The sequence below is a fragment of the Nitratidesulfovibrio sp. genome (genome assembly GCF_040373385.1).
Classification (GTDB): domain Bacteria; phylum Desulfobacterota; class Desulfovibrionia; order Desulfovibrionales; family Desulfovibrionaceae; genus Cupidesulfovibrio.
The window spans coordinates 294,674-313,678 of record NZ_JBDXXH010000004.1; the positions used below are offsets into that span (position 1 = coordinate 294,674).

The 19,005-nt window shown below is 67.7% G+C and carries 14 protein-coding genes; 8 read left to right on the forward strand and 6 right to left on the reverse strand.

Annotated features, from left to right (window positions below):
- Nucleotides 1–61 precede the first annotated feature (61 nt).
- The 7 genes from phnF (at nt 62) to phnW (ending at nt 8,998) form a co-directional block, all read left to right on the forward strand.
- Entirely contained in the window at nt 62–955 is an 894-nt protein-coding gene (phnF, locus tag ABWO17_RS09550; RefSeq protein WP_353117929.1) for a phosphonate metabolism transcriptional regulator PhnF, read from the forward strand.
- 346 nt (nt 956–1,301) lie between these two features.
- Nucleotides 1,302–2,378 carry a putative 2-aminoethylphosphonate ABC transporter substrate-binding protein gene (locus ABWO17_RS09555; protein WP_353117931.1) on the forward strand — a complete coding sequence of 359 codons (1,077 nt, stop codon included), beginning with the start codon at nt 1,302–1,304 and terminating at the stop codon, nt 2,376–2,378.
- Between the two features lie 156 nt (nt 2,379–2,534).
- Nucleotides 2,535–3,746: an ABC transporter ATP-binding protein gene (locus ABWO17_RS09560; protein ID WP_353117933.1), complete on the forward strand. Its 1,212-nt coding sequence runs from the start codon at nt 2,535–2,537 to the stop codon at nt 3,744–3,746.
- Nucleotides 3,733–5,538, forward strand: coding sequence for a putative 2-aminoethylphosphonate ABC transporter permease subunit (locus ABWO17_RS09565; protein WP_353117935.1), 1,806 nt, complete (start codon nt 3,733–3,735; stop codon nt 5,536–5,538). The genes ABWO17_RS09560 and ABWO17_RS09565 overlap by 14 nt, the downstream gene beginning before the upstream one ends.
- Before the next feature lie 119 nt (nt 5,539–5,657).
- A complete protein-coding gene (gene phnX / locus ABWO17_RS09570; RefSeq protein ID WP_353117937.1) occupies nt 5,658–6,500 on the forward strand; it encodes a phosphonoacetaldehyde hydrolase in 843 nt (280 codons plus the stop codon).
- Nucleotides 6,497–7,864, forward strand: coding sequence for a (R)-1-hydroxy-2-aminoethylphosphonate ammonia-lyase (gene pbfA, locus ABWO17_RS09575; protein WP_353117939.1), 1,368 nt, complete (start codon nt 6,497–6,499; stop codon nt 7,862–7,864). Before phnX ends, pbfA begins: the two co-directional genes overlap by 4 nt.
- 9 nt (nt 7,865–7,873) lie before the next feature.
- Nucleotides 7,874–8,998, forward strand: coding sequence for a 2-aminoethylphosphonate--pyruvate transaminase (phnW, locus tag ABWO17_RS09580; protein ID WP_353117941.1), 1,125 nt, complete (start codon nt 7,874–7,876; stop codon nt 8,996–8,998).
- Nucleotides 8,999–9,179: 181 nt separating this feature from the next.
- Here phnW and ABWO17_RS09585 read toward each other — a convergent pair whose 3' ends face one another.
- From ABWO17_RS09585 to ABWO17_RS09600, 4 genes are all read right to left on the reverse strand, one after another.
- Nucleotides 9,180–10,163 (reverse strand): formate dehydrogenase accessory protein FdhE, encoded by a 984-nt coding sequence (locus ABWO17_RS09585; protein WP_353117943.1) that lies wholly within the window; start codon nt 10,161–10,163, stop codon nt 9,180–9,182.
- 79 nt (nt 10,164–10,242) lie between these two features.
- The gene (locus ABWO17_RS09590) at nt 10,243–10,968 is read right to left on the reverse strand and encodes a 4Fe-4S dicluster domain-containing protein (protein WP_353117945.1); all 726 of its coding nucleotides are present in this window, start codon (nt 10,966–10,968) and stop codon (nt 10,243–10,245) included.
- Between the two features lie 78 nt (nt 10,969–11,046).
- Nucleotides 11,047–14,079: a formate dehydrogenase-N subunit alpha gene (gene fdnG / locus ABWO17_RS09595; RefSeq protein WP_353117947.1), complete on the reverse strand. Its 3,033-nt coding sequence runs from the start codon at nt 14,077–14,079 to the stop codon at nt 11,047–11,049.
- Nucleotides 14,080–14,513: 434 nt separating this feature from the next.
- The gene (locus ABWO17_RS09600) at nt 14,514–14,933 is read right to left on the reverse strand and encodes a winged helix-turn-helix domain-containing protein (protein ID WP_353117949.1); all 420 of its coding nucleotides are present in this window, start codon (nt 14,931–14,933) and stop codon (nt 14,514–14,516) included.
- A 433-nt stretch (nt 14,934–15,366) separates the two neighbouring features.
- On the opposite strand from ABWO17_RS09600, the gene ABWO17_RS09605 reads away from it, so the two are divergent.
- Nucleotides 15,367–16,179 (forward strand): transposase, encoded by an 813-nt coding sequence (locus tag ABWO17_RS09605; RefSeq protein WP_353118224.1) that lies wholly within the window; start codon nt 15,367–15,369, stop codon nt 16,177–16,179.
- A gap of 68 nt (nt 16,180–16,247) precedes the next feature.
- Here the strand turns inward: ABWO17_RS09605 and ABWO17_RS09610 are convergent, their stop codons facing one another.
- The gene (locus ABWO17_RS09610) at nt 16,248–17,870 is read right to left on the reverse strand and encodes an amidohydrolase (RefSeq protein ID WP_353117951.1); all 1,623 of its coding nucleotides are present in this window, start codon (nt 17,868–17,870) and stop codon (nt 16,248–16,250) included.
- A 2-nt stretch (nt 17,871–17,872) separates the two neighbouring features.
- A complete protein-coding gene (gene aguB, locus ABWO17_RS09615) occupies nt 17,873–18,817 on the reverse strand; it encodes an N-carbamoylputrescine amidase (protein ID WP_353117953.1) in 945 nt (314 codons plus the stop codon).
- Nucleotides 18,818–19,005 lie beyond the last annotated feature (188 nt).

Genomic DNA, 19,005 nt, shown 5'->3' on the forward strand with positions numbered 1-19,005 from the left:
TAACGGAACGATGACCTTCGTCCGCTATCCGTAGCACATGAGGCATGCGGATATGGCGGACATGGCAGCTAGGGCAGCTAGGGCAGCCAGGGCGAGCGGAACGGCGCGCCTGGCCACGGCGGGCGTACCCGCTGCCCAGCGGGACGCGGGCAGCCACGCGCCCCGGAATCCCCAGCTTGTCCCGCCGTCCACTCCCCCAGTCGTTTCCCCCCCGGTTTCCCCCGCCTTTCCCCTTTCCGACGACGGTGCCCGGCAAACCCTGTGGAGCCGGGTGCACGACGTGCTGCGCCGCGAGATAGAGGCCAAATGCTGGGCACCCGGCTGCCGCCTGCCCACGGAAAAGGATCTTTGCGTGCGCTTCGCCGTCAACCGGCACACCGTGCGCCGCGCCCTGCGCGGCCTGGAGGAGGCCGGGCTGATCCGGCGTCGCCAGGGGCTCGGTACCTTTGTGCGAGAACGCGTGCTGGAATATCAGGTGGCGCGGCGTACCCGCTTCAGCGCCAACATGGACCTGAATCTGGCCCGCTCGCGCAGCCACTACCTGTATGGCGACGAGTTGCCCGCGGGAGAACTGGTGGCCCTGCGGCTGGGCGTGCCTGCGGGCAGCCGCGTGGTCTACCTGGAAACGTGGGGCGAGGCGGAGGGGAAGCCCCTGTACATCTCGTCGCAATACCTGCCGTATCCGCGTTTCGAGGGGGTGGCACGGGTCTTTGAACGAACCGGCTCGCTCACCGCGTCGTACCGTACCTTCGGGGTGAACGATTTCTTCCGCCGCGAATCGCGCATCACCACCCGCCTGCCGGAACCGGAGGAGGCCCGCGTGCTGGGCCTGGAGGACCGCCACCCCCTGCTGGTGGTGGAGTACGTCAACGTGGACGCCGATGGCCGGGCCATCGAATACGGCATTACCCGCTTCTGCGGCGACAGGCTGCAACTGCTGGTGCCCGGCGCGTAGCCGCCGCGCAGCGGCCTGTCCTTCCGTTTCGTCCCTGTTCACGTGTTCACGTGTTCACGTGCGGCGGGCTCCGTCACCGGCGTCACCCGACGTCACGCAATCTTCACCGCCGTTGCGGACAACCCGGCCCGGTTGTCCGTTGGAGCAGGCAGCGGCGGAACGTATTCCATGCCCATGCCGGAACTCCTCCGTGCCCCGCCCGCCATCCGGGGCGGTCCGGGGCGGTCCGGGGCGGAGCCGCCCCGTGCGGAGTCCCGGCGCATCGCGTCACGTGCCGCACGTACCGCACCCGCAGGCGGGGCGTGCGCCGGAGTCCATCGTAACGACAGCAGACCAGGAGTACGCCATGAAGCGCATTGTTTCCCCCGTCCCGTCTGTCCCGTCCCGCAGATTCGCCCGCCTAGTGCTGGGCGCGCTGGCCGCCCTGTGCGCGGCCATCCTGCCCGGCCTGCCGCGTGCCGCCAGCGCGGCCGAGGAAATCGTGGTCTACACCGCGCTGGAGGACGACCAGATTCCCCGCTACATCGCCTCGTTCAACGAACGTCATCCCGACATCAAGGTGAAGTTCGTGCGCGATTCCACGGGCATCGTCACCGCCAAGCTGCTGGCCGAAAAGGACAAGCCCGTGGCCGACGTGGTCTGGGGCCTGGCCGCCACCAGCCTTCTGCTGCTCGAACAGCAGGGCCTGCTGGAACCGTACGCCCCCAAGGGCCTGGAGCGCATCGGAGCGCCCTACCGCGATGCCGACGCCGTGCCTAACTGGGTGGGCATCGACGCCTGGATGACCGGCTTCTGCGTGAACACCGTGGAGGCGCAGGCCAAGAAGCTGCCCATGCCCACGTCGTTCGCCGACCTCGTGAAGCCTGCCTACAAGGGCATGCTGGTCATGCCCAACCCCGCCTCTTCGGGCACCGGCTTTCTCACCGTGTCGGCCATCCTGCAGATCATGGGCGAGGAAAAGGGCTGGCAGTACCTGGACAAGCTGCACGAGAACATGGCCGTGTACACCCACTCCGGCTCCAAGCCCTGCAAGATGGCGGGCTCGGGCGAATTCCCGGTGGGCATCTCGTTCGGCTACCGGGGCATCATCCAGAAGCAGAAGGGCGAACCGGTGGAAACCGTGTTCCCCGCCGAAGGTTCCGGCTGGGACGTGGAAGCCAACGGCCTGGTCAAGAAGGCCGCCATCAAGCCCGCCGCCCGCGTGTTCCTTGACTGGGCCATTTCCGAGACGGTGATGAAGGAATACGGCAAGTCCTTCGCCATCACCGCCGCGCCCACCGGCGAACCCGTTCCCGCCGGCTTCCCGGCCAACCCCAAGGCCCAGTTGGCCAAGAACGACCTGGGCTGGGCCGCCAAGAATCGCGACCGCATTCTTGCCGAGTGGACCCGGCGCTACGACGGCAAGTCCGAACCCAAGAAATAGGCGCGCTCAGGCGGCACGTGACCGCCAGGTGGCCGGGACCCCATGGCCCGGCCCGCCTGGCGGTCCGCACGGCGGCGGTGCCGCGTGGGCGCGGGCCTTCGGTCCGCATGCCCTGGTCCGCAGGAAATCCCGGCGTACCGGGAAAGGGAGAACGGCATGAACGAACTGCCCGCGAGCGGGAGCGGAAGGACGCACCACGGCGAGGGAACGCAGGTTCCCCCCGGCGTGGCGCGCAGTGGGGCACAGGCCGAAACGGCCGGGTTGTGCGTCGAGTCCATCGGCAAGTCCTACGGGCGTACGCGGGTGCTGCACGATGTCAGTTTCAGCGCGGCGCGCGGCGAATTCCTGAGCGTGCTCGGCCCCAGCGGCTGCGGCAAGACCACCGCCCTGCGGGTCATTGCCGGGCTCGAGCGGCAGGACGCGGGCCGGGTGCGCATCGGCTCTGCCGACGTGTCCGGGCTGCCCGTGTCGCGCCGGGGCGTGGGCATCGTGTTCCAGTCGTACGCCCTGTTCCCCAATCTGACGGCTGCGGCCAACGTGGGCTACGGGCTCCAGAACGGCTCCGGCATGCGGCAGCGCGAGGTGAACCGCCGGGTGGAGGAACTGCTGGACCTGGTGGGGTTGCGCGGCTCTGGCGGCAAGTACCCGGCCCAGCTTTCCGGCGGGCAGCAGCAGCGCGTGGCCCTGGCGCGGGCCATGGCTCCCTCGCCGCGCATACTGCTGCTGGACGAGCCGCTTTCCGCCCTGGATGCCCAGGTGCGCGTGCGTCTGCGGGGTGAAATCCGCGCGTTGCAGCAGCGGCTGCGGGTAACCACGGTGATGGTCACCCACGACCAGGAAGAGGCCCTGACCATGGGGGACCGCATTCTGGTCATGGACCGGGGGTGCCTGGTGCAGCAGGGGACTCCCGACGAGATATACCATGCGCCCGCCACCCCGTTCGTGGCCGGGTTCATCGGATCCATGAATTTCCTGCCGGGCGCCGTGCCGGTGGATGCCGATACCTGGCGGCTCGGCGGGGTGGCTCTGGCAGTCAGCGGCGGCGGTAGCCCCGCGTCGTCCGGTGCCGTCTCGGTTCTGGCCATTCGTCCGGAAAACGTGTTGCTGGGCGTGGAGCAGGCGGGTGACGAGGGAGCCGCCCCCAACAACCTGCGGGCCCGCGTGCGCTCGCTGGAGTTTCGCGGGGCGTTCTTTCGCGTTGGGCTGGCCTTGTTCACCAGCCCGGTGACCACGCTGGACATGGAGGCCGACGTGCCTGCCGAACGGGTCCGCAGCATGGGCCTTGCGCCGGAGGATACGGTGTCGGTGCGCCTGCCTGCGGAATGCCTGCGCGTGTACCCGGAGCAGGATGTCCATGCGCGCAACTGATCGCGCCGCCAGGGCACCCGCCACACCGCGTGTGTACGTGGCGGCGGGACGCACGAGGGCATTGTTCCGGGGTATGGATACGGAACGGATGCTGCGTGCCGCGCTGGTCTGCGGGGTCTGCCTGTGGCTGGTCTGCGCCGTGCTGCTGCCGGTGGCCAACCTGCTGGGCAAAAGCCTGCTGGATCAGGACGGGGCCTTCGTGGGGCTGGCCAACTTCCGGGCGTACTTCGGCACGCCGTCCCTGTCGCGTTCGCTGTGGAATTCCGTGCGCGTGGCGCTGGTGACCACCGTGGTCTCCGTGACGCTGGGTTTCGGCTATGCCTACGGCCTTGCGCGTACCCGCATGCCGGGCAAGGCCTTCTTCCGGGGGGTGGCCATGCTGCCCCTGTTCGCCCCAACGCTGCTGTACGGCATTTCGCTGATCTACCTGTTCGGGCGCAAAGGGTTGGTCACCACGGGGTTCCTGGGCTTCTTCAAGGCGCACTTCGGCGTGGACGTCGGCTTCGATATCGGCGTTTACGGAGAAGTGGGCATCATCCTGGCCGAAATCGTCTACACCTTTCCGCAGGTCTTCCTCATCCTGTCCACGGCCCTGCGCATGACCGACGCCCGCCTGTTCGAGGCGTCCGATGCGCTGGGGGCGTCGCACCTGCGCACCTTCTTCACCGTGACCCTGCCGGGGGTGAAGTACGGCCTCGTCAGCGCGTTCTTCGTGTGCTTCATCCTGTGCTTCACCGATTTCGGCGCGCCCAAGGTGGTGGGCGGCAACTTCCCCGTGCTGGCCACCGACATCTACAAGCAGGTCATCGGCCAGCAGAACTTCGTCATGGGGGCCACGGTGGCGGTGGTATTGCTGCTGCCCACCCTGGTGGCCTTCATGGCCGACAGGCTGGCCCAGCGGCGCCAGGTATCCATGATCCAGGCCCGCTCGGTGCCGTTCGACCCGCCGCCGAACCGGCGGGCCGAAAGGCTGGCCCTGGCCGGGTGCGGCCTGGTGGCGCTGCTGGTGCTGACGTTCTTCGCGGTGTCGCTGCTGGCGTCGCTGGTGTCGGTATGGCCGTACGACCTTTCCGTGTCGCTGCGCCATTACCGCTTCGAGTTCACCGGGGGGGGCGGCTACACGGCGCTGTGGAATTCGGTGCGCATGAGCCTGTGGGCGGCCCTTGCGGGTACGGCGGCATCATTCTTCAGTGCCTACCTTGTGGAAAAGAGCCGGGGATTGTCCGGCCCGCGGCAGGGGGCCTACTTCCTGTCCATGGTGCCGCTGGCGCTTCCGGGCATGGTCATCGGCCTCGCCTACATCTTCTTCTTCAACGCGCCGGGGTGGGAGGCGGGCGGGCTGCGCCTGCCCAATCCGTTCGGCTGGCTGTACGGCACCATGGCCATCCTGGTGCTGTCCAACGTGGTGCATTTCTACACGGTAAGCTTTCTTACGGCCACCACGGCCCTCAAGCAGCTGGACCGGGAGTTCGAGACGGTTTCCGAATCGCTGGGGGTGCCCTTCTGGCGCACCTTCCGCAAGGTCACGCTGCCGGTGTGCCTGCCTGCCGTGCTGGAGATCGCGCTGTATTTCTTCGTCAATTCCATGGCCACGGTATCCGCCGTGATCTTTCTCTACTCGTCGGACATTCCGCTGGCCTCGGTGGCCATGGCCAACATGGACGATGCGGGCGACACGGCCCCGGCGGCGGCCATGAGCATGCTGGTGGTGCTGGTCAACGTCGGGGCGCGGCTGGCGTTCGAACTGGCCCGGCGGCTGACCCGGGGCAGCCGGGCCTGGGTTCGGCGCTGAGATGGCGCTGTACCGGCGCTAAACCGGCGCCGATCCGGACCCCGCCCGGACCCTGCTCGGAACCTGATGGGGCCGGAACCTTCGGTCCTTCGCGCAACCTTCAACCGTTTGGAGTGCACATGGACGTCTTTATCCGCAGGAATCGCTACAGGGGCCCCGTGCGTGCCGTCGTGCTGGATTGGGCCGGTACCGCCGTGGACCATGGGTGCATCGGCCCCACCGCCGTGTTCGTTGACGTGTTCGCCAGATACGGCGTGGGCGTGAGCCTTGCCGAAGCCCGCGCGTTCATGGGCCTGATGAAAAAGGACCATATCCGGGGCATGCTGGGCCTGCCCGGCGTGGCCGCCGGGTGGCGCGCCGCGCACGGTCGCGAAGCCGGGGAAGGCGATGTGGACGCCCTGTATGCCGAGACCGAGCCCATGATGGTGGATGTCGTGGCCCGCCACGCCGAACCGGTGCCCGGCCTGCTGGACACCGTGGCCGCCCTGCGCGCCGACGGCATCAAGGTGGGATCGTCCACCGGCTACACCGGCCCCATGGTGGAGGTGCTGACCAGGGAGGCCGCGCGGCGCGGCTACCGCCCGGATGCGGTGTTCTGCTCCACCGACGTGCCCGGCGGCCGTCCCTGGCCGTGGATGTGCTACCGCAACGCCGAGGCGCTCGGCGTGCATCCCATGGAAGCCATGGTCAAGATCGGCGACACCATGTCCGACATCCAGGAAGGGCTGAACGCGGGCATGTGGACCATCGGCCTGACCCGCACCGGTAACGAACTGGGCATGACCGAGGCCGAGGTGGCCGCGCTGGCCCCGGCGGACCTGGCCGGACGGCTGGCCGTCATCGAGGCGCGCTTTCTTGCCGAAGGGGCGCACTACGTGGCGCCTTCCATTGCCGAGTGCCCGGCCATCATCGCCGACATCAACCGCCGCCTGGCCGAGGGCGAGCTGCCGGTACCCGCATGAGCATGCCGCGCCCGTTCTCGCCCGGAGCCAGCCTTGACGATGCGTCGCGGGGCGAAGGCGACGTCAACGTTTCGCACCGGCGCACGGCGTGGCAGGCACGCCATCTGGACCCGCAGACCATGCGCTGGCTGCGTTGCGACGAGGCGGCCTTCCTGCGCCAGTCGCTATCCACACCGTGCCTCAATGTGCTGGCCGGCGCCCGTGGCAGCCACATCACGGACCTGGCCGGGCGCGAGTTTCTCGACTTCCACGGCAACTCCGTGCATCAGGCCGGGTTCGCCCATCCGCGCATCGTACAGGCCATCAAGGACCAACTGGACGTGCTGTCGTTCTGCCCGCGCCGCTATACCTGCCGTCCGGCGGTGTTGCTGGCAGAGAAACTGGCCTCGCTAGCCCCGGAGCCGCTGGGCAAGGTGCTGCTGGCACCGGGGGGCACCACGGCCGTGGGCATGGCCCTGAAGCTTGCCCGCCTGGCCACGGGCCGCCACAAGACCGTTTCCATGTGGGATTCGTTCCACGGGGCGGGGCTGGACACCGTGTCGGTGGGGGGCGAGGCGCTGTTCCGCTCCGGCATCGGACCGTTGCTGCCCGGCACGGAGCACGTGCCTCCGGCGGACCCGGAGCACTGCGTGTTCGACGATACCGGCGACTGCGCCCGCTGCGGCCTGAAATGCGCCCGCTACCTGGCCTACGTGCTGGAAAAGGAGGGCGACGTGGCCGCCGTGGTGGCCGAACCCGTACGTGCCACGGCGGTGAATCCGCCGCCCGAGGGCTACTGGAAGGCCGTGCGCGAAGCCTGCGACCGGCACGGCGTGCTGCTGATCCTGGACGAGACCGCCGTGGGCATGGCCCGGACCGGACGGTTCTTTGCCTTCGAGCGCTACGGCATCGTGCCGGACATGGTCACCCTGGGCAAGGGGCTGGGCGGTGGCATCATTCCGCTGGCCGCGCTGATCGCCCGGCGGGACCTGGACGTTTGTTCGCACGTGGCGCTGGGCCACTACACCCACGAGAAGAACCCCGTGGGCTGCGCGGCTGGGCTTGCCACCATCGCCGTCATCGAAGAGGAACGGCTGACCGAGCGGGCCGAGACCATGGGGGCCTACGCCCTGGGTCGGCTTGAAGCCATCTGCGCCCGCTGGCCGTTCCTTTCGCGCCCGCGCGGGGTGGGGCTGGCCCTGGCCGTTTCGGCGGACTGTCCCGACCGGGCGGAGGCCATCCTGTATGGTTGCCTTTCGCGCGGGCTGTCGTTCAAGACCTCGCACGGCAACATCCTGACCCTTACCCCGCCCCTGAACATAGACAAGGCCGACCTGGACCGGGCGCTGGACATGCTGGACGCCGCCGCAGGCGAGGCCGCATAGGAGAACGGCATGGACTGCTCCGGCCTTCCCGGCAACCCGTACCTTTTGCTGACCCCCGGCCCCCTGTCCACCACGCCCACGGTGAAGGCCACCATGCTGCGCGACTGGTGCACCTGGGATGACGACTACAACGCCATCGTGCAGGACATCCGCCGCAGGCTCGTGCTGCTGGCGGGCGGCGGCACGGGTGAAGGGCCGGAACTCACGGCCACCCTGATGCAGGGCAGCGGCACCTTCAGCGTCGAGGCGGTGATCGGTTCCGCCCTGCCGCGCGGCGGACGGCTGCTGGCCGTGAACAACGGGGCCTACGGGGCGCGTATCGGGACCATTGCCCGGTGCCTCGGCATCGACTGCACCATGCTGGACCTGCCGGAAACCGTCCCCGCCGATCCGGCGCGGGTGGATGCCCTGCTGGCGGATGATCCGTCCATCACCCATGTGGCCGTTGTGCACTGCGAAACCACCACCGGCATGCTCAACCCGATACGCGAGGTGGGCGAGGCTGTGCGGCGCCACGGGCGGCGGTACATCGTGGACGCCATGTCCAGCTTCGGCGGGGTGCCCTTGCGCATGGCCGACCTGGGGGCGGACTACCTGATCTCCAGCGCCAACAAGTGCATCCAGGGTGTGCCGGGATTCGGCTTCGTGGTGGGCACGCGCACGGCCATGCTGGACTGCGCGGGCAACGCCCGTTCGCTCAGCCTCGACCTGTACGGCCAGTGGGCGGAAATGGAGGAACAGGGCGGCAAGTGGCGGTTCACGTCGCCCACGCACGTGGTGCGGGCCTTTGCCCGCGCACTGGACGAACTGGATGCCGAGGGCGGCGTGACGGCACGCCACGCCCGCTACCGCGAGAACCAGCGTATTCTGGCGGAGGGCATGACCGGTCTCGGTTTCCGCCTGCTGCTGGACCCGGCCGTGCAGTCGCCGGTGATCACCAGCTTCCTGTACCCGGAACACCCGGACTTTGCCTTCCGCCGCCTTTACGATGCACTGAAGGCGCGCGGCTTCGTCATTTATCCCGGCAAGGTATCCGGCGCGGAAACCTTTCGCATCGGAAACATCGGCGACGTGCACCCGGCAGACATGCACCGCCTTGTCGGCGAGCTGCGCGAGAGCATGTACTGGAAATGACCGGGATGGAGGATGCGGGCCGGTCGCCGGATGGGCTTTGCGAAGGGAGATGGCGGCCACTTTCGCCCGGCTGCCCCCGCCCATGGCGGGGGCAGCCGTACGGAAGGCGGGCCAAAGGCAAGGGGCGGGCGCGGGACTGCCCGCCGGGGGCGTGAAGACTGCGGCGCGCGGCCGGGACGGGCTATCCGGCGCTCCACGGCTGGGGCACCAGCGGCAGGTATCCGGCCTGCCGGGCGTGCAGTTCCAGCGGCAACATGGCCAGCGCCGAAAGGTCCGGATCGGGCAGGTTGATGAATTCCGTGGCATCCTGGCACAGGATGTACCGCTTGCAGGCATCACAGGTCTCGGCCCGTTCGAAGGGGCGCTCGCGCGAGGCCAGCAGGCCCAGCTTCTCCGGCTCCTCGTTGCCGCAACCGGGGCAGGACACCCGCTTGTAGCGCCATTCTGTGGCGCAGGTGGCGCAGTGTAGAAAACGCACGCCACCGTGCCCGGTAATGAATTCGTTGTCGTCCCGTTCACGTTGCAGGCGCGAAAAGTTGGGCGCTCCTCCGCATGTCGGGCACACCGGTCGCGCCCAGGGCATGGCGCGCAGGACGGGCACCAGGTCGCGGGCCTGGCGTTCGATGAACGGACGCACGGCCTCGCCCGCCACGAAGGCCAGCACTTCGGCGGATATACCGGAGGGCGGGGCCAAAGGGTGTCCGCCGTCAATGGCCGCCAGTGCCGCGATGTCGATGCCGCCCGTGTCGAGCACCCGGCGCAAGATCGCCAGTTCCGGCGCAAGGGCGGGGAACGCCCCTTCCATTACCGGCAACACCAGCTCAAGGGCGGCGGGCAGATGCTCCGTCACATCCTGAAAGCCGACACCCGACAGCAGGGGAATGCCCTTGATCGACGCCTCGGGCACTGGGGACGGCAACGGCCCTGTCCAGCCGGGGGCGGCATCGCGCAGCGTGGCGCGGGCTTCCAGCAGCGGGACGAAGGCGTCCAGCAGGGGGCGCAGGGGGGGCACCTCGCGCATCAGACGCGCGGCGTCTTGATGCAGGCGGGTGGAGGCGTCCTGCGTCGGGCCGATGGCGGACGTTGCGTCGGGGATGGTGTTCCCTTCGGGTACGGTCGGGGCGGCTGTCGGCACAACGGGCGTATCGGGCGTGGCGGCATGCATGCGTGGCTCCCTTGCGAAGGCGGTGCGAATGGCCCCGTGCGGCAGCCCGCAGTGGGCCGCCGCACGGGGGATGTCATGGTCAGCTGTTGGCGGTGTCGACCAGCCCCCGCAACGGGGCGGCCAGCCGGGCCACGAACTGCTTGCGGGTCATCTGGCGGGGGGCGGCATCGGCCACGGCGTGGGAGTGGTACTTCTTGGGGTCGTCAGCCACCAGGAAGATCACGGAGACGTCCTTCACGTTCAGCAGTTGCGCCGCCGGGAAGGTCTTCTTCACCGCGGCCAGCCGTTCATCGGCCAGTTGCAGCATGGCCGAGCGCTCGCCGAAGTTCATGGCCCCCATGGCGCAGCTTTTCACGCACATGGGCAGCATGTTGGCGCGCACCCGGTCGATGCACATGTCGCACTTGACGATGCGCCCGCTGGCCGGGTCCTTGCGGGGGATGTCGTACGGACAGGCCCCCCGGATGTCCTCGAAGTTTTCCTTGGCCGTCAGTTCGGTGTAGATGACCGCCCCGGTATCCGCGTCCTGGATGATGGCTTCGGGGTTGGAGGCCACCAGCATGCACGGCGCATCCACGCAGTGCCTGCACTGGTCGGGGAAGAAGTACCACTGCACGGCGCCGTTCACCATGTGCTCGCTGAAGCGCACCAGCTTGAAGTTGTACGGGTTCAGGTCCGGCGGGTTCTGGTGGGTGCCGGTCTGTTTGGTGGGCACCGGGGGCAGGTTCTTCCATTCCTTGCAGGCCACCTGGCAACCCCGGCAGGCCGTGCACCGCGTGGTATCGATCAGAAACGCCTTGGGCATTTCGGTTCTCCTTGGCTTTGCGCCGCCAACCACCGGTCGCGGCGGGGCGATGCCCCCGCCGCATCCCGGTCGGAACGGCTACAGTTCGGTGACCTTGGTGGCCTTGCGCAGGTTGACGAGGCTGGCCTTGAACTCGGGGATGGTGGTGTTGGGGTCGCCCACCGATGGCGTAAGGCGGTTCACCGAATCCCCGCACTTGGGCTTGGTCCAGCCGAAGCAGAACGGCATGCCCACGAGGTGCACGGTCTTGCCTTCCACCTTGAAGGGCCGGATGCGGATGGTGACCATGGCCACCGCCTGCACCACCCCGCGAATGCTTTCCACGTCCACCACGTCGCCGTTCTTGATGCCCTTTTCCTTGGCCAGTTCGTGGCTCATCTCGATGTACTGCTGCGGTTCCGCCTCCAGCAGGGGCGGGGCGTTGCGCGTTTCCGAGCCGGAGCACCAGTGCTCGGTCAGGCTGTAGGTGGTCAGCACGATGGGGTACTTGGGGTCGCCGTTGGCGGCCAGCCTGTCCATGTCGCTGGTGGCCACCTTCATGCAGGGGTTGCTCATCTGCTTGGAGAAGGGGTTGACCTTCAGCGGGGTTTCGGCGGGTTCGTAGTGTTCGGGGAAGGGTCCGTCCTCGCGTCCCGGCCCGTACAGCTGCGAGCGGCCCTCGGTGGTCATGATGAAGGGGTAGGTGCCCTTTTCCATGGCCATGGGCGGCGCGGCGCCGTCGGGCACGTCGCCCACCCACTTGCCGTCCTGCCATTCGATGACCACGCGGTCGGGGTTGTACGGCTTGCCCTGCGGGTCCACGGACGCGCGGTTGTACAGTACCCGTCGGTTCATGGGCCAGGCCCAGGCAAAGCCGGGGAACATGCCGATCTTGGCCTGCATGGGGGTCTGGGTCAGGTCGCGTCGTTTGGCCAGGTTGCCTTCGTCGGTATAGCCGCCGCAGTACACCCAGCACAGGCTGACGGTGGAACCGTCGTCGCGCAGGTTGGCGAAGCCGGGCACCTGCTGGCCTTTCTTGTATTCCTTGTCGCCGATCTTCACGTCGCGGGTGAACCAGCCGTTGCACTTGCGGGCCACGGCGTCGGCATCGAAGGTATCGGGGTAGTCCATCTTCAGCAGGGCCTCGGGCAGCGCCCCGCCTTCCTTGGCGTACAGGGCGCGCACCCGGCTCATGATGGCCGTGCACATTTCGCCCATGTTGCGGCTTTGCCCGTAGGGTTCCACGGCCTTGTAGTGCCACATGTGCCAGCGGCCGCTGTTGGAGATGGTGCCTTCCTTCTCGGCCCGGTAGGCCGAGGGCAGCAGGAACATCTCGGTCTTCACTTTTTTCGGGTCCACGCCGGGTCTGCGCCAGTTGTCCGTGGTCTCGTTGTGGAACACCTCGGCCATGACCAGCCAGTCCAGATTGTCCAGCGCTTTCCGTACCTTGTGGGTGTTGGGGAAGCTTTGGGCCGGGTTGTGCCCGAAGATGAACCCGCCCTTGATGGACCCCTTGTACATGCGGTCGAAGATGAACAGGTGCGAGCAGTCCATGCCGGGGTCCAGCTTGGGCAGCAACTGGTAGCCGAACTCGTTTTCCGGCGTGGCGTTGTCGCCATACCAGCCCTTCAGCAGGCTGACCACGTACTTGGGCCGGTTGCCCCACCAGTTGACGCTTTTGGGGTCCTTGCTGACCGGGGTGCTGGCCTTCAGGTATTCGGCAAGCGTGGGATAGTTGGCCGTGAACATGGAATGATAGCCGGGCAGGTACCCGTAGAGCAGGGCGTGGTCCGTGGTGCCCTGCACGTTGGGTTCGCCGCGCAGGGCGTTGATGCCGCCCCCGGCGATGCCGATGTTGCCCAGCAGCAGTTGCACCATGGCCGAAAGGCGGATGTTCTGCACGCCCACGGTGTGCTGCGTCCAGCCCAGCGCGTAGATGACGGTGCCCGCCTTGTCCGGGCGGCCCGTGGCGGTGAAGGCTTCATACACCCGCTTGATGTCCGCCTGCGAGACGCCCGTCACCGACGATACGCGCTCCATGGTATAGCGGTCGTAGTGTTTTTTCAGCAGGTTCAGCACGCAGCGGGGGTGGGCCAGGCTGGGGTCGCGCCTGGGCAGTCCCGTTTCGTCCTTCTCGAAGGCCCAGGCTGTCTTGTCGTACTTGCGGGCCTTGGGGTCGAAGCCGGAGAACAGGCCGTCGGTGAAGGCGTATTTTTCGCCCACGATGAACGCGGCGTTGGTGTACTCCATCATGTACTCTTCGAAGTACTTCTTGTTTTCGAGGATGTACTTCACCATGCCGCCCAGGAAGGCGATGTCCGTGCCCGAACGGATCGGCACATGGAAGTCGCTGCGGGCCGAGGTGCGCGAGAACTTGGGGTCCACGTGCATGACCACGGCGCCCTTTTCCTTGGCCTTGATCACCCACTTGAAGGTCATGGGGTGATGCTCGGCGCAGTTGCTGCCCATGATCAGCACGGCGTCGGCGTTCTGGATGTCGTTGTAGTGGTTGGTCATGGCGCCGCGCCCGAACGATTCGGCCAGCGCGGGAACCGTGGAGCTGTGGCAGACCCGGGCCTGATGGTCGAAGTGGACGATGCCGAGGGCACGGATCATCTGGTGCAGCACGGCGGCTTCCTCGTTGGAAACCTGGGACGAGCCGAGGTGAAAGACCGATTCCAGCCGGTTCACCACCTGCCCGGCATCATTGTTGAGCCGAAAATCCTTGTCGCGCTGGTCCTTCATCTTGCGGGTGATGCGGTCGAGCATCCAGTCCCAGTCCTTTTCTTCCCACTTGTCGCCGCCAGGGGCGCGGTACAGGGGTTTGGACAGGCGGTTCTCGTTCACATGCAGCGAACGCAGGGCCGCGCCCTTGGCGCACAGGCCGCCGCCGCTGACCGGGTAGTCCGGGTCGCCTTCAACGTTGACGATCTTGCCGTCCTTGACGTGGACCAGCGTGTTGCACCCGCAGGAACAGAAGGGACAGATGGAGATGTACTCCTTGGCCCCCTCGATCTTCAGCCCGGCGGCGTGGGCCGAGATAGGCCCAAGGTCGATCCCGAACCGCCCCAGTGCGAGCCCTGCGGCTCCGGCGCTGGTCAGTTTCAGGAATCCTCTGCGTGACAGTCCCATGGCAGCCTCCTTGTTGTGGATGCGCGCCCGATGCGATCAATGCGACCTGTGTGATCGATGCGCGCGATGCGCCCCCGTGGGACATGCCGCCCGGCAAGGTGTTGCGCCGGACAGGAGCGCCGCGCGGCGGCGCGTCAAGTGCGCTGTCCGTATCGTATGCGGCGTGCCGTTGCGTGCGCGTCGGGCAATCCCGTTTGGGGGTGGTGGGACCATTGGTATGCCGCACAATGTGTTGCCGTCAATATTTTTATATAAAATTTTCAGCTAGTTATATGTATTTTTTGCAATACATATCCGCAGGGATGGTCTTTTGGAATGGCACGTGTCAAAGGCTATTGATGCAAAAAATGACACGACCCGGAATGGTCCGGGTCGTGTGGCGCCGGTAGCGGCGTCATGTTGCAGGGTTCCCGTACCGGAAACCGGAAAACGGTTCAGGACGCAAGCTTGGGTGGTGGCAGGGTGCAGGCCAGGCAGGGCGCGAACCCTTCGCCAAGCCCGATGAAGGGTGACACAGGCCAGGGGAACAGACCGTCGGCTCGTTCCAGGGCGTAGCGTTCCACCTCTTCGAACCACTGGCGGAACGAGGCGCGCAGGGCCTCGCCGTGCGGGGTCAGGCGGCACCCGTCGCGCTTGTGCCCAGCGGCTTCAACCAGTGAAACGCCAAGCGCGCGTTCCGTCGCACGCAGCTTGCACCACGCGGCCCGGTACGACATGCCCATGGCCTGTGCCGCCTTGCGGAGCGAGCCGTGCCGTTCGATCATGTCCAGCAGGTGCACCCGGCCAAGGCCGAAGACCATGGATTCACTGTTTTCCAGCCACAGGTGCAGCCGGACCGTGGCATGTCGCGACATGGCGTAACCTCCTTCACCCGCGCGGGGGCGGGTCGTTGCGCCCGGGCTTGCCGTCCGGACGGCGGTGAGCAGGAAAACCGGGGCAGGGTGATACTGCAACCCTACGGTGGCGCGGGACAGGCTTCAAACGGTGGGCGGGGGGCAACGCAACGGTCTGGCAGAATGGAGCGGCAGGCTCGCGGCAAAAGGGCGGCACATGGCCCGGAGGCCGTAGCGCCTTGCGGTGCGGGCCTGATGCGGATGGGGGATGGGGGTGGGTGTGATGCACGCCCCTGCTCCGGAATCGGAATGGCCCATTTCATCACGAATAGTGACAAAGACGTGGCAACCGGCGCATAGACAAGGCCGATACGGCTACCGGAGCGATTTCACGCCATGGACGCCCTGCTGCGGGGCAGGAAGGAAGCAAGTGGACATACTTGCCTTCAATGACATGGTTTCTTCAGAAACCAGAGCGCGCCGCTACATTTTGGGATTCTGCTGGAAAAACCATCAGAGGTTCTGCCCCAAATGCCGCGAGCGCAAACTGTATCCCGTGGACGGGGGTGACAGGCGCCGCTGCGCCCGGTGCGGCTACACCTTTCACGACTTCAGCCGCAGGTTCCTGAACGGCTGCGCGTTCGACACGCGCCGTTGGCTGTGGTTCCTGAAGCTGTTCGAGCTGGGCGTGGCCCCGGCGGACATGGCCGCGCAGCTTGGCGTGACCTACGCCACGGTGCTGAAGGCGCAGGACATTGCCCGCAGGGCGGTGCTGGCGCAGGCGCTGGACGCCCCCGCGCTGTACCGTGCCGGGATATGGCCCGGCCCCGGCGTGCCCCGGCCACAGGGGAATACGCCGGATTCTCCGGTGTTCGGCATCATCGACCTGAACGGCATGGTGGTGTGCGACGTGCTGCCCGAGGTGACGCCCACTACCCTGCTGTCGTTCAAGTTCAACTTCGGCCTGCGCACGGCGGCGCTGGGGCGCGTGGTGTATACCGCGCCGTACCGGCAGTATCGCGCGCTGGTCTGTTGCGGGGAATCGCTGTGGCCCAGCCGCCTGGTGCGGCATGACGACAGGAAGCTTGCCGCCGACGCCTCCGGGTTCTGGGGTTTTGCCCGGCAGCGGCTGGCGCGGCTGCGCGGCGTGACCCCGGCCCAGTTTCCGCTGCACCTGAAGGAACTGGAACTGCGCTACAATCGTCGGGAACATGAGCTGTTCGAACCGTTGGTGCGGGCCGTGTGCGGTTTCGTGCCCGATGGCTGACGCCCGGCTGCGCATGTGCCCATCGGTGATGGGCCGTCGCTCCGTTTGCCCGCCACGGGCAGCCCGCGTTACGGTTTTTCGGTCATCGGCTGTCCGCCCACCCAGGTGCCCCGCACGGGGATGTCCGCGACGGAAGCCGCGTCCGCCGGGGCATTCCGTGCATCCAGCGGATCACGCCCCAGCACCACCAGGTCGGCCAGCATGCCGGGCAGCAGGCGACCCTTGTCCGCCTCTTCGAAGGCGGAGAATGCCGCCTCGGTGGTGAACATGCGCAGGGCCTCGGCCATGGTGGCCGACTGCTCGGGAAAGGGGTGGTTCGCGGCGGCGGCCATGCCGCGCAGCGGGGCGTAGTTGGTCACCGGGCTGTCGGAACCGCCGCACACCCGGATGCCCGCGTCCAGTATGGCCCGGTAGGGGTGCAGGCGGCGCACCCGGTGCGGCCCGAACAGCCGGGTGCAGTGGTCCAGCCTGTGCCCGGCGATGAACGATTCCACGAAGGCGGGCTGCATGGAGGCCACCACCCCGGCGGCGGCCATGCGGTCGATCTGGTCCCACGTGGGCAGTTCGAAATGCTCGATGCGGTGGCGGCAGTCCATGCGGGGCTCCAGCCGCTGGGCGCGCTCTATGGCCCGCAACACCTGGTCGATGGCCCGCTCCGATTCGCAGTGCACGGCCACCTGCAACCCGCGCGCATGGGCGGACAGCACGAAGTCGTCCATTTCCTGCTGGGTGTACAACAGGGTGCCGTCGTTGTCCGGCTCGTCGCTGTAGGGCTCGAACAGGGCGGCGGTGCGCGCGTCCAGTTCGCCGTCGGCGCAGATGCACCCGCCCACGCGCGGCAGGCCCAGTTGCTCCACCTCGGCAAGGTCCATGCTCTGGTTCCAGCACACCACGCGCAACGGCAGGCGTGCCGCGTTGTCCAGCAGCACGGGTGAACCGCCGGGGGTCAGTTCCCCGCCTTCCATGGAATGCACGGTGGTGATGCCCACCCGCAAGGCCGCCCTGGCGGCCACCAGGGCGGCGGCGTCCAGATGGGCGCGGTCCATGGTGCGCAGCATGGCCGGAAAAACCCAGGTGAGAATGCCGGGGTCGCGCACCACGCCGGTGAAGGGCGCGGTACCCCGTCCGCCCTCGGTGTCCGCGCCGGGCAGCCCGCGCGGCACGGCCAGTTGTTGCAACGCCAGCGAATTCATGACGCAACGGTGGCAGGTGGCGTGCATCAGCAGCACGGCCCGGCCCGGCGCGGCGGCGTCCAGTTCCTGCCGCGTGGGCATGCGCCGCTCGGCAAGCTCCAGCTCTTCCAGCCGAAAGCCGCGTATGAAGCCGCCAGCGGGCACGGAGCGCGTGGCGTCGGACACCATGTCCAGCACGTCGCCCAGGGTTTCCGCCCGGGAAAGGTCCATGCCCAGGTCCATGATGCCGGTAAGCAGCAGGTGCGAGTGGCAGTCGATGAAGCCGGGCAGCACCGTGGCCCCGCCCATGTCGGTGCGCACAAAACCCCGGTCGGCGAAGGGGGCCAGTTCCGCCGCGCGGCCCACGGCCACGATGCGGCCCGCCTCCACGGCCATGGCGTCGGGCAGGGCCTGGCCATGGTGGGCGGCGGGGGCCATGGGGTCGCGGAAGCGCGCGTTGACCAGCAGGCGCGGGCCGCCGTGCGCAACGCCGTTGTCCGGCGGGCGTGCATCGGCCATCGTCATTCCCCACCGCCGCAGCCGCAGCCGCAATGGGCGCCGCAGCCGTCGCCGTCCTCGTCGTCTTCGCCGGGCAGGCCGTCCAGTCCGTCAAAGGTCAGCAGGGGGTGGTACAGGTCTGGTCTGCGGTCGCGGAACAGCCCCCACCCGGCGCGCTGCACGCGGATGGCCTCGAAGTCGAAGGCCGCCGTCAGCACGCATTCCTCGCCACGGCCCGCCTGCTGCACGATCTCGCCCTGCGGCCCGGCGATGAACGACGAGCCGTAGAAGGTCATGGAAAAGCCCTTGCCGAACTCCTCGCCCACCCGGTTGGACGCCACCAGCGGCATCATGTTGGCGGCGGCGTGGCCCTGCATGGTGCGGGTCCAGTGGCCGGACGAATCGCACGCCGGGTCGGCGGGTTCGGAGCCGATGGCCGTGGGGTAGAGCAGCACGTCCGCTCCCAGCAGGGCCATGGACCGCGCGCATTCCGGAAACCACTGGTCCCAGCACACCCCCACGCCCACGGTGCCGTAGCGGGTGCGCCACACGCGAAAACCGGTGTCGCCGGGGCTGAAGTAGAACTTCTCCTCGTAGCCGGGCCCTTGCGGGATGTGCGATTTGCGGTACAGCCCCATCACCCTGCCGTCGGCGTCGATCATGGCCAGCGAGTTGTAGTAGGCCTGGTTGGAACGCTCGAAGAAGCTGACGGGGATGACCACGCCCAGTTCGGCGGCCAGGGCCGACATGCGGCGTACGGCCGGGCTTTCGTCCAGGGTGCGGGCCAGGGCGAAGTGCTCTGGCAGTTCGTCCTTGCAGAAATACGGGCCGGAGAACAGCTCTTGCGGCAGCACAATGTGCGCGCCCATGGCGGCGGCCTCGCGCACCAGTTCGCAGACGCGGTCGATGTTGCGGGATTCGTTGTCGGTGCAGGCCATCTGGGTGGCGGCGACGATGATTTCGGCCATGCGGTCCTCCGGCGGTGTCTGGCGCAAGCTGTGGTGCTGGCTGTGGTGCTGGCTGTGGTGCTGGCCGCAGTGCGGCCATGATATAGCACGGTGTGACCGTGGTGTGCCACGATGTGGTGGTCGTATCACGGCGGCGGGGCCGAATCCGTTCGCTACGGAACGGAGAGTGGATTCGCCGGGCGCGACGG